Origin of the sequence: Candidatus Palauibacter sp. (genome assembly GCF_965261555.1) — a bacterium.
In the GTDB taxonomy this organism is placed as follows: Bacteria; Gemmatimonadota; Gemmatimonadetes; order Palauibacterales; family Palauibacteraceae; genus Palauibacter.
Genome location: NZ_OZ253465.1, coordinates 919571 through 934022 on the forward strand (window position 1 = coordinate 919571; position 14452 = coordinate 934022).

Annotated in this window: 11 protein-coding genes; 9 read left to right on the forward strand and 2 right to left on the reverse strand. The window is 68.4% G+C overall.

What is annotated here, in order from left to right; genetic code table 11:
* Positions 1-20: 20 nt before the first annotated feature.
* Complete coding sequence (locus ACQY5G_RS03930; RefSeq protein WP_428277203.1) at positions 21-1010, reverse strand: N-acetylmuramoyl-L-alanine amidase-like domain-containing protein; 990 nt, start codon at positions 1008-1010, stop codon at positions 21-23.
* A gap of 226 nt (positions 1011-1236) precedes the next feature.
* Here ACQY5G_RS03930 and ACQY5G_RS03935 point away from each other — a divergent pair, with 226 nt between their 5' ends.
* The 9 genes from ACQY5G_RS03935 to ACQY5G_RS03975 all read left to right on the forward strand — a co-directional run bounded on the left by ACQY5G_RS03935 (position 1237) and on the right by ACQY5G_RS03975 (position 11523).
* On the forward strand, positions 1237-4071 hold the full coding sequence (locus ACQY5G_RS03935; RefSeq protein ID WP_428277205.1) for a M16 family metallopeptidase: 2835 nt from the start codon (positions 1237-1239) through the stop codon (positions 4069-4071).
* Positions 4072-4140: 69 nt separating this feature from the next.
* A complete protein-coding gene (nagB, locus tag ACQY5G_RS03940; RefSeq protein WP_428277207.1) occupies positions 4141-6021 on the forward strand; it encodes a glucosamine-6-phosphate deaminase in 1881 nt (626 codons plus the stop codon).
* Between the two features lie 44 nt (positions 6022-6065).
* Positions 6066-6770 carry a TIGR02206 family membrane protein gene (locus tag ACQY5G_RS03945; RefSeq protein ID WP_428277209.1) on the forward strand — a complete coding sequence of 235 codons (705 nt, stop codon included), beginning with the start codon at positions 6066-6068 and terminating at the stop codon, positions 6768-6770.
* A gap of 75 nt (positions 6771-6845) precedes the next feature.
* Positions 6846-7010, forward strand: coding sequence for a lysine biosynthesis protein LysW (lysW, locus tag ACQY5G_RS03950; protein ID WP_420615385.1), 165 nt, complete (start codon positions 6846-6848; stop codon positions 7008-7010).
* Positions 7007-7855: a lysine biosynthesis protein LysX gene (gene lysX / locus ACQY5G_RS03955; RefSeq protein ID WP_428277212.1), complete on the forward strand. Its 849-nt coding sequence runs from the start codon at positions 7007-7009 to the stop codon at positions 7853-7855. The genes lysW and lysX overlap by 4 nt, the downstream gene beginning before the upstream one ends.
* Positions 7852-8874, forward strand: a complete 1023-nt coding sequence (gene argC / locus ACQY5G_RS03960; RefSeq protein ID WP_428277214.1) for an N-acetyl-gamma-glutamyl-phosphate reductase — start codon at positions 7852-7854, stop codon at positions 8872-8874. Before lysX ends, argC begins: the two co-directional genes overlap by 4 nt.
* 25 nt (positions 8875-8899) lie before the next feature.
* Positions 8900-9556 carry a class II glutamine amidotransferase gene (locus tag ACQY5G_RS03965; RefSeq protein ID WP_428277216.1) on the forward strand — a complete coding sequence of 219 codons (657 nt, stop codon included), beginning with the start codon at positions 8900-8902 and terminating at the stop codon, positions 9554-9556.
* 3 nt (positions 9557-9559) lie between these two features.
* A complete protein-coding gene (locus ACQY5G_RS03970; protein ID WP_428277217.1) occupies positions 9560-10372 on the forward strand; it encodes a [LysW]-aminoadipate kinase in 813 nt (270 codons plus the stop codon).
* A complete protein-coding gene (locus ACQY5G_RS03975) occupies positions 10369-11523 on the forward strand; it encodes an aspartate aminotransferase family protein (RefSeq protein ID WP_428277218.1) in 1155 nt (384 codons plus the stop codon). Before ACQY5G_RS03970 ends, ACQY5G_RS03975 begins: the two co-directional genes overlap by 4 nt.
* Before the next feature lie 286 nt (positions 11524-11809).
* Here the strand turns inward: ACQY5G_RS03975 and ACQY5G_RS03980 are convergent, their stop codons facing one another.
* Complete coding sequence (locus ACQY5G_RS03980) at positions 11810-14416, reverse strand: amylo-alpha-1,6-glucosidase (protein WP_428277220.1); 2607 nt, start codon at positions 14414-14416, stop codon at positions 11810-11812.
* Between the last annotated feature and the right edge of the window lie 36 nt (positions 14417-14452).

The window sequence follows — 14452 nt, forward strand, 5'->3', positions numbered from 1 at the left end:
CCTGCGGTGCGGCCCCCGGGCTACGGGCGCGGCGGCTCGACGGGGCGCGCGACCATGATGCCGTCCTGCGAGTCGATGGAGAGGATCCGCTCCGCCAGCGGCCGCTCCGAAATCTCCACCGACCTTCCGACGAGGGGGGCGTGGAGGAGGTGAAGCGCCCCGTCCCGCCACACGGCGAATCCGGTGTGGGCGACATCCAGTCCTTCGACGGTCGAAGTGGCCGCGATCACGTCGCCGTTGCGGATCCGGTCCGCCACCTGCGCGATCCGATCCTGCGGCACGTACTGCCGGCCGGGCCCCTCGTCGAGCCGCGCCTCGGTGGCCGCGATGGCCCGGAGCACGCCGGGCTCGGAGAGTTGCCGATACGCTTCGGGGTGCCGGGACATGAAGTTCACGGGCTCCGGATCGATGGCGGGGTCCAGTTCCCCGGTCGCGATGCGCACGATCCCCCGGGCTTCGTTGTCCGCGAGCCACTCCGAGAAGTAGTGCAGGCGGCTCGGGTACCCGTCGAGCCGGCCCCCGCGGTATCGGAGCGCCGTCAGGTGGGCCTCGTAACCGGCCTGCGCGCCGGGGGGATCCGAAAGGGCCTCGACACCCTGCTCGCGGACGAACCGCGTCAGGGCGAGGACGGTTTCGACGAGGGTCACGCAGTCGAGTTCGCGGAAGTTGATCACGAGGCGCTCGGGTCCGGGGACTTCGAGCGTGCCGGGTTCGTACGTCGTCCCGACGAAGGTTTCGGCAAGCTGAACGATGGCGTCGCCCAGGTCCATCTCCGCGAGCCCGCGCTCCGAGGCGAACCGCACCCTCTCCTCGAAGATCGCCCAGTCCTCCGGGGCCCAGGCGGTTCCGTCCGAAGGCGCGGAAGATTCCGTGCCGACGCCGCCGGTCTCGTCAACCACGGTCGAGGTGGAGGGCTGGGCCTGCGACCAGGCGAGCGCCGCGATGACGGCCACGGTGACAAGGATACAGCCGACGACTTTCGCCAGCGTGAAGACGCTGCGCCATCTCATGTCGAACTGAGGTTGAGCACGACTCGTTCCTCCCCTTCCCTGTATTCGATCCGAAGCGAGCGATTCACCGCCGTCCACCAGTGTCGCATCCGGCGCTGGAAGCCGGCCAGACCCGCATGGCCTTCCCCTCGCGCCGCTGCGCCGCCATCGCTCGCCGCTTTGCCGGAGGTCGGCTACCTTGGTGGGCTTCCACACTGAAGGCCGCTCCCTCTGCCGAGAGTCATAGATGAAAACGTCCCGCTTGCCCGGCTTCGCTTTCGTTCCGACCGCCGCCGCCCTCCTCTCGTTCTCCGCTCCCGGAGCGGCGGCGCAGACTCCGGCTCCGACGGATCCGATTCCGCCGGATCCGGCCGTCATCACCGGGACGCTCGACAACGGCCTGCGCTACTTCGTGCACGAGAACGATCAGCCGGAGAACCGGGCGGAACTGCGCCTCGTCGTGAACGCGGGCTCCATCCTCGAGGACGACGACCAGCTCGGGTTCGCGCACTTCGTCGAGCACATGGCGTTCAACGGCACGGAGAACTTCGAGAAGCAGGCGCTCGTCGACTATCTCGAGTCGATCGGGATGCAGTTCGGCCCCGACATCAACGCGTACACGAGCTTCGACGAGACGGTCTACATGCTCCAGGTGCCGATGGACGACCCGGAGATGCTGGCCACCGCGTTCCGGATCCTCGAGGACTGGGCGCAGGGCGTGGTCTTCGACCCGGAGGAGGTCGACAAGGAGCGCGGCGTCGTGATCGAGGAATGGCGCGGCCGGCGAGGAGCCGGAGCGCGGATACAGGACCAGCAGTTCCCGGTCCTCTTCCAGGGGTCGCTGTACGCGGAACGACTCCCGATCGGGAAGCCGGAGCTCCTCGAGACGGCCCCCGCCGAGCGGCTGCGCAGCTTCTACGAAGACTGGTACCGGCCGGACCTGATGGCGATCGTCGCCGTCGGCGATTTCGACGGCGCCGAAATGGAAGCGACGATTCGCGAGCGGTTCGCAGGGTTGACCGGGCCCGCGGAGCCGCGTCCCCGGATCGCGGTCGAAGTCCCGATCGACCATCCGCCGCTCGTCACGATCGCGACCGACCCCGAAGCGCCGGGCAGTCAGGTCGGCGTGCTGTACAAGCAGCCGCCCGCCCCGCGCGGCACGATCGGCGACTTCCGCCGCGGGCTGGTCGAAGGGCTCTACTCCGGCATGCTGAACGCGCGGCTGAACGAGCTCCGGCTCCAGGCCGACCCGCCGTTCATGGTCGGTTTTTCGGGTCAGGGGCAGTTCGCGCGCGGCGTGGATGCCTACCAGCTCGTCGCGGTCGTCGCCGAGGGCGGGATCGAGCGCGGGCTCGAAGCGCTCCTCACCGAGGCCGAGCGCGTCGTTCAGAACGGGTTCACCGAGAGCGAGCTGGATCGCGAAAAGACGAACACCCGGCGGAGATACGAACGCCGTCTGGCCGAGCGGGAGAACCAGGAGTCCGGCGCGCTCGCGAGCCGCTACATACAGGTGTTTCTCCAGGGGAGCGCCTACCCCGATCTCGAGACGCAGATGGAGTTGGTGGACGCCTTCCTCCCCGGGATCACGCTCGAGGAGACGAACGGCGTCGCCCAGGCGTGGCTGGCCGAGCAGGGACGCGTCGTCCTCGCCAGCGCGCCCACGAAGGAAGGCCTGGAACCCCCCACGGAAGACGACCTCCTGAGCGTGTTCGCCGCGGTAGGCGGGAGGGAGGTCGAGGCCTACGAGGACGAGGCGGCCGATGCCCCGCTCCTTCCCGTCGCTCCCGAGGGCATGCCCGTCGCGAGCGAGGAGGTCCTCGACGAGTTGGGAGTCACGATATGGACCCTCGAGAACGGCGTCCGGGTCGTCCTGAAGCCCACGGATTTCAAGGACGACGAGATCCTCTTCTCCGCGACGAGCCCCGGCGGCACGTCGATCATATCCGATGACCTGTACCGACGCGTGTCGTTCGCCCTCGGCGTCGTGAGCCAGTCCGGCGTCGGCGAATTCGACCAGACGGCGTTGACGAAGAAGCTGGCCGGCAAGGCGGTGCGCGTCACCGCTTCGGTGGGTTCGCTCTCGGAGGGGGTAAGTGGATCGGCGTCTCCGCAGGACGTGGAGACCGCATTCCAACTCATCTACCTGTACTTCTCCGCGCCACGCAGGGACGAGACGATGTTCGAGGCGCTGAAGGCCCAGCAGACGGCGTTCCTCGCGAATGCGGGCGCGAGTCCCGGTTTCGTGTTCTCCGACACGATCTCGGCCACGATGTCGCAGGGGCACCCGAGGGTACTCAGGTTCTCGCAGTTTGCGCAGTACCTGGAGCTGGCCGACCTCGACGCGGCGTACGACGTCTACCTCGACCGTTTCGCGGACGCGAGCGACTTCACCTTCTACTTCACGGGGGCCTTCGATCTCGCGACGATCCGGCCGCTCGTGGAACAGTATCTCGGGGCGCTTCCGAATCTCGGGCGTGTCGAGAGCTGGCGGGACATCGGGATCGATCCGCCGGCCGGGACGATCGAAACGACCGTCTACAAGGGTCTGGAGCCGCAGAGCCGCACGCAGATCATCTTCGCGGGCGAGGCGGAATACTCGCTGGAGGAGTCGAACGCGATCTCGGCCATGGCGGACGTCCTGGACATCCGCCTCCGGGAGGTGCTGCGGGAAGACCTCGGCGGCACCTACGGCGTCGGCGTCAGCGGGTCGCTGAGCTACCGGCCCGACGAGGAGTACCGCTTCAGCATCTCCTTCGGCTCGGACCCGGAACGCGCGGAGGAGTTGTCCGCCGTCGTGTTCGAGGAGATCGAAAGCCTGAAGGCGGACGGGCCGGACGCGGAGACCGTCGACAAGGTCCGCGAGACGCAGCGCCGCGGGAAGGAGACGAGCCTGCAGGAGAACCGGTACTGGCTGTCGCAGCTGGCCTCCTTCGAACGGGCCGGCCGGGACCTGAACGGGATCCCGAGCTACGAGTGGATCGAGAACTGGACCGCGGAGCAGGTGCGGCAGGCCGCCGTCCGTTACCTCCGCACCGACCAGTACGCCCGGTTTGTCCTGCTTCCGGAGCAGAAGGTCCCCTAGTATCGCGTGGGGGCGCCACGGCCGGCGGACGATCGGATGAGCGTCGCCGCACACGCGCGGAGGGAACGTGTGCCAGTCCGGGTCATGCCGGACCACGACAGCATCGCCGCCGAAGTCGCGGGCCGGATCGCGGCGCTCCTGCGGGAGAGGGCGAAGAACGGGCGCGCCGCCGTTCTCGGCCTCGCAACCGGCGCCACGCCCGTCGGCGTCTATCGGGAACTCATCCGCCTGCATCGGGACGAAGGACTCGACTTCTCCAACGCGGTCGCCTTCAACCTCGATGAGTACTTCCCGATGCGGCCCGGCAGCCTGCACAGCTATCACCGCTACATGCGGGAGCACCTGTTCGACCATGTGAACATCCCGGCGGAACACCGCCACATCCCTCGAGGTGATGTGCCGGAAGCGGAGGTCGAGGCGCACTGCGTCGAGTACGAGCGCCGAATCCGGCAGGCGGGCGGGATCGACTTCCAGATTCTCGGGATCGGGCGCAGCGGTCACATCGGCTTCAACGAGCCGGGGTCCGAGCGCGACTCGCGCACCCGGCGGCTCTACCTGGATACCGTCACCCGGAGCGATGCGGCGTCCGATTTCTTCGGCGAGGAGAACGTGCCGCCGCAGGCGATCACGATGGGCGTGGCTACAATCCTCGAAGCGCGGGAAGTCGTCCTGCTCGCGACCGGCGAACACAAGGCGGGGATCGTGCGTCGAGCCGTCGAGGGGGAGGTCCACGCGGACGTCGCCGCGACCTTTCTTCAGCAGCACGCCGCCGCGACGGTCTATCTCGATCCGGCCGCCGCTTCCGATCTCACGCGCGTTCGCACGCCGTGGCTCGTGGGCGATGTGGATTGGACGGCGGAGCGCGAGACCGCGGCCGTCATCTGGCTGAGCGAACGCATCGACAAGTCGATCCTGCACCTCGCGACCGACGACTATCGCGCGAACCACCTCGCGCCGCTCACGTCCCGGCACGGTTCGGCCGAGCCGCTCAACGGACAGGTCTTCAACGCGCTCATCTCCAAGATCCGGGGGAAGAGCCGGCTGCCGCGCGGCCAGAACATCGTCGTCTTCTCGCCTCATCCGGACGACGATGTGATCTCGATGGGCGGACTGCTGCGCAAGCTCGTCGAGAACGGCAACCACGTCACCGTGGCGTATCAGACGTCCGGGAACATCGCCGTCTTCGACCACGAGGTGCGCCGGTACCTGGACTTCCTGCGGCGCGCGGCCGGCGTCATCGACCTTGGCGACGCCGCGAGCCTCGATGGGGTGCTGCGCTCTCTCGAAGACCGGCTCGCCCGCAAGGAGCCGGGGGGCATCGATCCCGGCGTGGTTCAGGAACTCAAGCGGATCATCCGCGAGACGGAAGCCACGGCCGCGATCGAATCTCTGGGGCTCTCCGCCAACCGCGCCCGCTTTCTGAACCAGCCGTTCTATCAGACGGGAGCGGTGAAGAAGAACCCGATCACGTCGGAGGACGTGGAGATCGTCGCGCAGCTGCTGGAGCAGGTGCGGCCGACGATCGTGTTCGCCGCCGGGGACCTGTCCGATCCGCACGGCACGCACCGCATGTGCCTCGAGACGGTGGATGCGGCGCTCGCCGGTTACCGCGGCGACCCCCCGTGGCTCTGGCTCTACCGCGGCGCGTGGCAGGAGTGGAGCCTGGACGAAGCGACCGTCCTCGTGCCGCTCTCCGAAGGCGAACTGCGCGGCAAGGTCCAGGCGATCTTCCGACACGAAACACAGAAGGATCTGGCTCCCTTCCCCGGTCCGGATCCGCGGGAATTCTGGCAGCGCGTCGTCGAACGAAACCGGGATACCGCGAACCGGCTCGCCGCCCTGGGCCTGCCGGCCTACTACGCCATGGAGGCGTACGTGACGCTGCGGGATGGACGGCGGGTGGAGGGTCCGGAGATCCCCACCTCCTCTCTCGCGGACGCAGATGCGTGAACCCGTGGCGCACCTGATCGGACGGCGCGGCGTGACAGTCTGACGTGGGCGGGTTCTTCGGTACGGAACGCGTGCCGTTCGATCTCTTCGGGCCGGTGCATCTCGCGACGATCGGCGTCGTGGTCGCGGTGGGCCTCTATGTGATCCGCGCCGGGATGGCGGCCGATGAGCGGGGCAGACGCCGCCTCCGCGTGGCGATGGGCCTCACGATCTTCTTCTTTCTCGTTTCGAGGCACGCCTGGAAGGCCGCGACGGGGCTGTGGGCCGCAGAGAACGACATACCGCTTCACCTGTGCAACATCATGGGCTGGGTGACCCTGTACGGGCTGTGGACCCGGCATCCCGCGGTTCTCCGTCTCATGTACTTCCTGGGGGTGGCGGGGGCGGCGCAGGCCCTCCTGACCCCGAATACCGAGTTCGGCGTCGTGCACATCACCTTCTTCGAGTCGATGGGGTCGCATGGAACCGTCGTCATCGCCGGGGTGTGGGCGGCGATGGTGGAAGGCTATCGGCCGGCGGCGCGCGATCCGTGGATCGCCCTGGGACTGCTGAACCTGTACGCGGTCGTCGTCTATCCGGTGAACCTGCTGCTCGGGTCGAACTATCTCTACGTGATCGAGAAGCCGCTGGGGCCCACGGTCCTCGATTTCTTTCCCGGCTGGCCATGGTACATTCTGCTTCTGGAACCTGTGGCCATCGGGCTCTTTCTGGCGCTGTGGCTTCCCTTCCGGAACCCGGCGGCGGACTGACGGTACCAAGTCTCTTCCCGCTCGAACAACCTGTAAAAGAACCCCTGCGAAGAACCCCAATGGAGGATGGACGGCATGCCGGAATGTCCTGTATGCGGCGCGGAACCGACGATTTCGGACGACCCCGTCGAGGGCGAGTTGCTCGAATGTGAGGATTGCGGAGTCGAACTCGAGATCCTCGCCCTTGACCCCATCACCCTTGGAGAGGCGCCGGACGCGGAGGAGGACTGGGGCGAATGAGAGTCGGCTTTCTTCATTCGCTCATCCGCAAGGACGAGAAGCTGCTGATCGCGGAGTTGCGCGGGCGCGGCGACGTCGAACTGGTGTTTCTGGACGACCGCAAGCTCGCGTTCGACTTCCGGAACGTCCCGGACGTCGACGTCGTCCTCGAGCGCTGCATCAACCATTCGCGGGCCATGCACGCGTTGCGGCTGTTCGAGGGGGCCGGTCTCGATTGCGTGAACCGCTACGAGGTGTCGCGCCGCTGCGGGGACAAGATCCTCACCGCGGCATCGCTCCAGGAATGCGGTGTGCCGCAGCCTGAGGTCAGGGTCGCGTTCACCGAGGAGTCCGCGCTCAAGGCCATCGAGGAACTCGGCTATCCCGTGGTCCTCAAGCCCGCGGTCGGCTCCTGGGGCCGCCTTCTGTCGAGGATCAACGACCGGCACGCGGCGGAGACGGTCCTCGAACACAAGGCGATCCTGGGCAGCTATCATCACTCGATCTTCTTCGTGCAGAAGTACGTCGAGAAACGCGGGCGCGACATCCGCGCGTTCGTCGTCGGCGACGACTGCGTGGCGGCCATCTACCGGTCGTCCGAGCACTGGATCACGAATACGGCACGCGGCGGAACGGCCTCGAACTGTCCGGTGACGAGCGAGATTGGAGAGCTGTCGCTGCGCGCGGCGGCCGCCATGGGCGGGGGCGTGGTCGCGGTGGATCTGCTCGAGAGCGGCGGCGAACTGCTGGTCAACGAGGTGAACTACACGATGGAGTTCCGGAACAGCATCGAGGCGACGGGCGTGAACATTCCGGAGAGGATCGTGTCCTACGTGCTCTCGCCGGACCGGGCGGCGGACCGATGATCCGCGCGTCGATCGCGGGCGGCTCGGGCTACGCCGGTGGGGAACTGTTGAGGCTCCTGCTCGGCCATCCCGACGTCGAGGTGCGGCAGATCACATCGGAGCGCTTCGCCGGGCGGTTCGCGCGCCGGGTCCATCCCAACCTGCGCGGCGTCACGCGACTGCGCTTCAGCGCGCTCGAGGAGCTGTCGGAGTGCGACGTGCTCTTCCTCTGTCTCCCGCACGGGGAGTCGTCCCGCCGCATCGGCGAGTTCCGGTCTCTGGCGGGGCGGATCGTCGACCTGGGCGCGGACTTCCGGCTCGAGGACGGCGCCGACTATGAGCGCTTCTACGGCCGGCCGCACCCTCGGCCGGAGCTCCTGGGATCGTTCGTGTACGGGATCGCGGAGGTGAACCGCGAGGCGCTGGCGGCCGCGGAGCTCGTCGCGTGCGCGGGCTGCAACGCGACGGCCTCCATCCTCGGGCTCCTGCCGCTGTACCGGGAGGGGGTCGCGGACTCGGTCGTGATCGAGGTGAAGGTGGGATCGAGCGAGGCCGGGAACCGCGCCAGCGAGGGCAGCCACCACCCGGAGCGCAGCGGCGCCATGCGGTCGTATCGGCCGACGGGCCACCGCCACGCGGCCGAGATCGCGGCGGTGCTCGGCGGCGACGTGCATTTCTCCGCGACGGCGGTCGAGATGGTGCGCGGCGTCCTCGCCACCTGTCACGTGTTCCTGAACCGGGAGCTGGATGAGAAGGCGCTGTGGAAGATCTATCGGAGCGCGTACGCCGACGAACCGTTCGTGCGCATCGTCAAGGAGCGGAGCGGCATCCACCGCTATCCCGACCCCAACCTCCTGGCGGGCGCGAACTACTGTGACGTGGGGTTCGAGCGCGATCCGCTCTCGAACCGGGTCGTCGTCCTGAGCGCGATCGACAATCTCATGAAGGGAGCGGCGGGACAGGCGGTGCAGGCGTTCAACGTGATGCACGGGTTGCCGGAGGCGCGGGGGCTCGAGTTCCCCGGGCTGCATCCGGCCTGACCGCGACACGCGGAGCTGAATCCTCGTGTGCCGCATCCTCTGCGTCCGCAGCGACGAGCCCTTCGACATGGAGCCGCACCTCGCCGCCTTCGCGCAGCTCGCCCGAGAGAGTCCCGAGTATCAGGGCGACGGGTGGGGGTGCGCCTGGATCGATGCCGACGGGTCCGACGGGTGGCGCGTCTACCGCAACATCTCGCCGGTGTGGGAGGACGCCGCGGCGCCGCCCGGGCGCACGAGGCTTCTGCTCGCGCACGCGAGGAGCGCGTATCGCGGAGAAGGGATACGGGTCGAGAACAACATGCCGTTCTTCGACGGGGAACGCGCGTTCATCTTCAACGGGGAGCTGCACGGAGTGCGGATCAAGGAACGGGGGCGGATCGGCGCGGAGAAGGTGTTCAACTTCGTCAAGCGCTTCGATGATGGAGACATGGGCCGTGCGCTGGAGCGAGGACTCGATGCGATCGAGAAGCGTACCCGTTACGTGCGGGCGATGAATCTGATCATCGCCGATGCATCGCGCCGGGTCCACTTCGCGACCCGATTCAGCGAGGATCCGGACTACTTCCGGATGCATGCCGCCCACCGGGACGGTGTGCGGATCCTGTGCTCGGCGCCCTATCCGGCTCCGGACGGGCGGGGGGCGTGGACGCCGGTGGCCAACGGCGCCATCGGGACGTTCTGATCGATGCGACGCGAACCCGACGGGCTGCTTCTCGTCAAGATCGGCGGCGGAGCATCCATCAATCTGGACGGGATCGCTCGCGACCTGGCGGACTTGTCCGGTCCGCTCGTCATCGTGCACGGCGCGAACGCGCTGCGCGATTCCCTGGCCCGGAGGCTCGGGGTCGAGAAGCGCATCCTCACGTCCGTGTCCGGACACGAGAGCGTACGTTCCGACCGCGACCTGATCGACGTGATGCTCATGGCCTACGCGGGCCTGCGAAACAAGCGCATCGTGGAACTGCTGCAGGGTCGGGGCGTGAACGCGGTCGGGCTCACCGGGCTCGACGGCGCGCTCGTGCGCGGCCGCCGCAACCGGGGAATCCGGGTGAGAGAGGGCGGCAAGACGCTGATCAAGCGGGACCTGTCCGGGAAACCCGTGGAGGTGAACCACAAGCTGATGGCGTTGCTCCTCGACGGTGGTTTCACGCCGGTGGTGACCGTTCCGCTGATCGACGAACACAACGTGGCGATCAACTCGGAGAACGATGACGTCGTGACGCTGCTGAGCGACGAACTGCGAGCAGACTGCGTGATCCAGTTGATCGAGGCGCCCGGTTTCCTCGAGGACCCTGACGATCCGGGGTCGGTCGTCGCACGGCTCGCGCGCGCGGAGCTTGCGCGTCGGGAGGGCGAGGTCGCCGGGCGCATGAAGCGGAAGCTGCTCGCCCTGAGGCGACTCGTGGAATCCGGCACGACGCGCGTGGTGATCGCGGACGGGCGCGTCGAACGCCCGATCTCGGAGGCGCTGGCCGGACGGGGCACGGTCATCGGATGAACGTGCGCGAGACCGAACGGGAGTACGCGCTCGAGGTGTTCCCGAAGCGCGACATCGCGGTCGTGCGGGGCGAGGGCGCATGCGTGTGGGACGACGAGGGTCGCCGCTACATCGATTGCGTGGGCGGGATCGGCGTGGCGAGCATCGGCCACGCCAACCCGGCCGTCGCCGAGGCGCTGGCGGAACAGGCTCGGGTGCTCGTGTCCTGTCCGGGGATCTTCTACAACGATGTCCGGGCGCGGTTGCTGGCCGAACTCGTCTCGATCGCGCCGGCGGGGCTCACGCGCGCCTTCCTCTGCAACTCCGGGGCGGAGGCGGTGGAGGCGGCGATCAAGTTCGCGCGGCTTGCGACCGGACGGGCGGGGGTCGTGTCCGCGATGCGCGGCTTCCACGGGCGAACGATGGGAGCGCTGAGCGCGACGTATAAAAGGGAGTACCGGGAGCCGTTCGAGCCGCTCGTGCCGGGGTTCTCGTTCGTGCCGTTCAACCACGTCGAGAAGCTGCGCGCGGCCGTGGGCGACGACACGGCGGCGGTCATCATCGAACCGGTGCAGGGAGAGGGCGGGGTGCGGCCGGCCAGCCCGGACTATCTGTCGGCGGCGCGCCGCATCTGCGACGAGGCCGGTGCGGTCCTCGTGTTCGACGAGATCCAGACGGGCTTCTGTCGCACCGGCCGCATGTTCGCCTGCGATCGCTACGGCGTTGCGCCGGACGTTCTCTGCCTCGCGAAGGCGATCGCGGGCGGCGTGCCACTGGGAGCGGTCCTGGCGCATGAACGGCTGCAGCCGCCGCCCGGGCGGCACGGCACGACTTTCGGCGGCAATCCGCTCGCCTGCGCCGCCGCCCTGGCCGCGATCCGCTTCATGCGGGATGAGCGGCTCGACGAGCGGGCGGAGGCGCTGGGCGCCCGCTTCAGCGAGCGTTTCGCCCGGCGGCGGCCGGGTCGCGTGCGCGCCGTGCGGCAGGTCGGCCTCATGATCGGCGTCGAACTCCGCGAGCGCTGCCGACCCTACCTGGGAGCTCTCGCGGAGCGGGGCGTCCTCGCCCTCCCGGCCGGCACCACGGTCATCCGGCTGCTGCCGCCGCTCGTGATCACCGAAGCGCAGATCGACGAGGTGGCGGATACGCTGACGGAAGTACTGGCCGACTGACGCCGACCGGGAGCCGCCGGACCGTCGATTCCCGGATGCCCGAATCGACCGGACTCCGGAATTCGTTCGCGGAGGGGGACTGGACGGTCGCGGAGGGGGATTGGACGGCGCTATGCCGAGCCGAGGAGGTCGCCACGAGTCTTGCGATCACGTGGACACCGCCCAATCCCCACTCGCACGCATACGATAGCTGATCGTATGCGACCTGGGAGCGACAGGCAACCGTGAATTGACGACAATTTGACGACATTCGAGTGTTGTGGAGCGACGAGCAGCAGACTCCCGCTTACGGGGTCGCTAGACGAACCACAGCTGTCGTGCGTTCCGCAGTGTCCGGGGGAAACGTAATGCGTACGGTCGCGGGGTTGGCGAGGGCAGTCGTTGCGGCGCCCTCCACGACGTCAGGTTCGACTGTGGCGCCGAAGATTCCGAGCTCGTAGCTCCGACCCGCTAGCCCCTCCACCTCGAGAATCCAGCCACCGGGATCCGCGGTGAAGTCGAGGATGCGCAGGCCGCTGCTCCCTTGACCGGGCTCAAGGTCGATCCGGGGCGGCGCGATCGCGAGTCCACCATTCCATGTCACGACGATTTCCGCGCGATCGCCCGCAGGGCCGGCCTCGCCGAGCGTCATCTCCACCGTTCCATCCTCGGTGACTTCGGTGGCTACGCCGTTCACGGTGATGGAGACGTCACGCGCGCCCGCCGGCACGTCGGGTACGAGGCCGAATGTCAGCGCAGGCCCCCTGGTCGTGAGCGTCGTCCGCTGCTCCCCGCCTTCCTCCGTCCACCGTTGTCGGATCTCCACGTCCGTCGTCGTCTCCCCGGCTCGGAGCCGTCTCACCGTCACGGCCGGCCAGTCCGGCGGGAGTTGCGGGGCGAGGCGCACGCGGTCCAGCGGCGCATCGGGTTCCCAGCCGATGACGCCGCGCACTAACGGTGTCACCAGGGCCGAGGTCGCGAAGAACTGGTGGGGGACGGTCTGATCGAGGGGCTCGTAGAACGTTCCGGACAGCAACTCCGGGTGTCGTCCCAGGCTCCAGTCGAAGGTCATCTGCTTCACCGCGTCCATGAGATGGAAGCCGGCCCACGGACGCCGATACCGGTACTGGGCCCACGACACGTATCCCGTCACGAAGGGCCATACCGTTCCCATGTTGTACTGGAGGGGGTGATAAAGTTCGCTCTCCGTGGAGAGCATGTGCGCGCCCCAGTCCGACGAGATCCGGTCGCTCGCGAGGTGGGCGAGGGTCGCCCGTGCGCGCGCCTCGTCGAACAGGCCGAACGCCGCCGCCGTGGCAGGCCACACGGTGAGGTTGTCGTTGGTTCCGCCATCGGCGAGGATCCCGAAGGCATGGTGTCCCGCGTCGTCCAGCCAGTACGCGTCGTTCAGGGTCGCCCGCGCGCGGGGAGCGAGCTCCCGCGCCCGGCCCGCGATCCCCGCGTCGCCCATGCGTTCGGCCAACGCCATCGTCCCTTCAAGCGCCGCCACCCAGATCCCCGCCAGGTAGATGTCCTGGTGGAGCGCGGCCCCGAGGCCGCCGACCTCGACCGCCGCGAGCCCACCCACGGTGTTCTCGATGATCCCGTCCCCGTCCGTTTCGGCGGTGAGGCACCACGCCCAGGCGCGCCGGTACGCCGGCCACAGTTCCCGCAGGAGGTCGTCGTCGCCGCTCGCCCGCCAGTACTCGTAAAGGGCGACCATCCAGTAGGGCGTCGTGTCGGCGTGGTAGTAGGCGTACGGGTACACGTCGAACCACGGGATGCGCGCGGCCGCCTGAGAGATTTCGTGCGTGATCTTGCCGTCCTCGCGCTGGTAGGTCGCGAGAAAGGCGAGTTCCTCCGCCACCAGTTCCCACTGCCCGAGCGCCTCCATGGCGAACATGGTCTGCGCCGCGTCGCCGCCGAAGAACCAGCCGAAGCCGGGACGGGTTCCGTTGCGGGAATGGCCCCACCCGGCGACGAACCCGCAGCCGAGGTCGGGGTTGCAGACGCGCTGCTCCTCCAGGTTGATCTTCGCCCACTCGAGGGCGAGGTCGAGCCGCGGATCCGGCGATTCGATGGAGACGGTGGAGGCGAGCACCGAGTCGGCCCATGCTCGCTTCGCGTCGTAGAGCGAGCGCGCTTCGGCGATCAGCCGTTCGTAGCTGGCGAAGACCTCCTCGCGGGGCGTGGTTCCGCCCGCCACCGCGATCGGGATGAATTCCCGCCGCGCGCGCTCCGGGTCGACCGGGATCACCATGGTGCGCGGCGCCTCGCCCAGTTGGTGCGCCGGGTGTTCCACGGAGTTCACGGCCCACGGAGAGCCGACGACGGCGTTCCTCTCCTGCAGGCTCTCGGAGAGCACGAAGACGCGACGGGCGGCGTCCCAGTAGGCGTACTGCCCCCCGATCGAACCCGGCCACATGTAGTTCAGCACGGGCTCGAACTCCGCGATGATCTCGAGCGGTTCCGGGCTGTCCACATCGAGCAGGAGCAGAAGGCCGGGGAGGTCGGCCGGCGCGAGGATGTGCTGGCGCACCCGGAAGGCGGCGTGGCTGTAGGTGATCGTCGTGAGTTCGGGCCGAACCTGCACGGTGCGCGCGACCTCGTCTCCCGGAATCGGCGTCCCGTAGGCCGGCGTCGAGAAGCCGAGCCGGAAACGGTTCCCGACCTTGAGGGGATGGACCCACAGTTCCGCTTCGCCCGTCTCGAGCCCCAGCCACGCGGACCGGGGCCCGGTGACGCCGAGATACTCGCCGGGACGCACGGGTCCCGCGAGTTCGATCGGCGAAGGCGCGATCTCGAAACGCGGAACCCCGGCTGCGGACTGGCCGGAGCCGTTCGCGGGCAGGCCCGCGGCCACCGCGACGAAGAGCGCAGGAAGCGCGACGCGCGAGTTACTTTCGAGAGCCATCGTCCCTCCGGTCGTCTCGGATCGGTGCCCTAAACC

Excerpts from the sequence above, each read along its gene's own strand:
- lysW (WP_420615385.1), top strand. The coding sequence starts at position 6,846 with ATGCCGGAATGTCCTGTATGCGGCGCGGAACCGACGATTTCGGACGAC.
- ACQY5G_RS03970 (WP_428277217.1), top strand. The coding sequence starts at position 9,560 with ATGCGACGCGAACCCGACGGGCTGCTTCTCGTCAAGATCGGCGGCGGA.
- ACQY5G_RS03975 (WP_428277218.1), top strand. The coding sequence starts at position 10,369 with ATGAACGTGCGCGAGACCGAACGGGAGTACGCGCTCGAGGTGTTCCCG.
- ACQY5G_RS03930 (WP_428277203.1), bottom strand. The coding sequence starts at position 1,010 with ATGAGATGGCGCAGCGTCTTCACGCTGGCGAAAGTCGTCGGCTGTATC.
- lysX (WP_428277212.1), top strand. The coding sequence starts at position 7,007 with ATGAGAGTCGGCTTTCTTCATTCGCTCATCCGCAAGGACGAGAAGCTG.
- ACQY5G_RS03980 (WP_428277220.1), bottom strand. The coding sequence starts at position 14,416 with ATGGCTCTCGAAAGTAACTCGCGCGTCGCGCTTCCTGCGCTCTTCGTC.
- argC (WP_428277214.1), top strand. The coding sequence starts at position 7,852 with ATGATCCGCGCGTCGATCGCGGGCGGCTCGGGCTACGCCGGTGGGGAA.
- ACQY5G_RS03935 (WP_428277205.1), top strand. The coding sequence starts at position 1,237 with ATGAAAACGTCCCGCTTGCCCGGCTTCGCTTTCGTTCCGACCGCCGCC.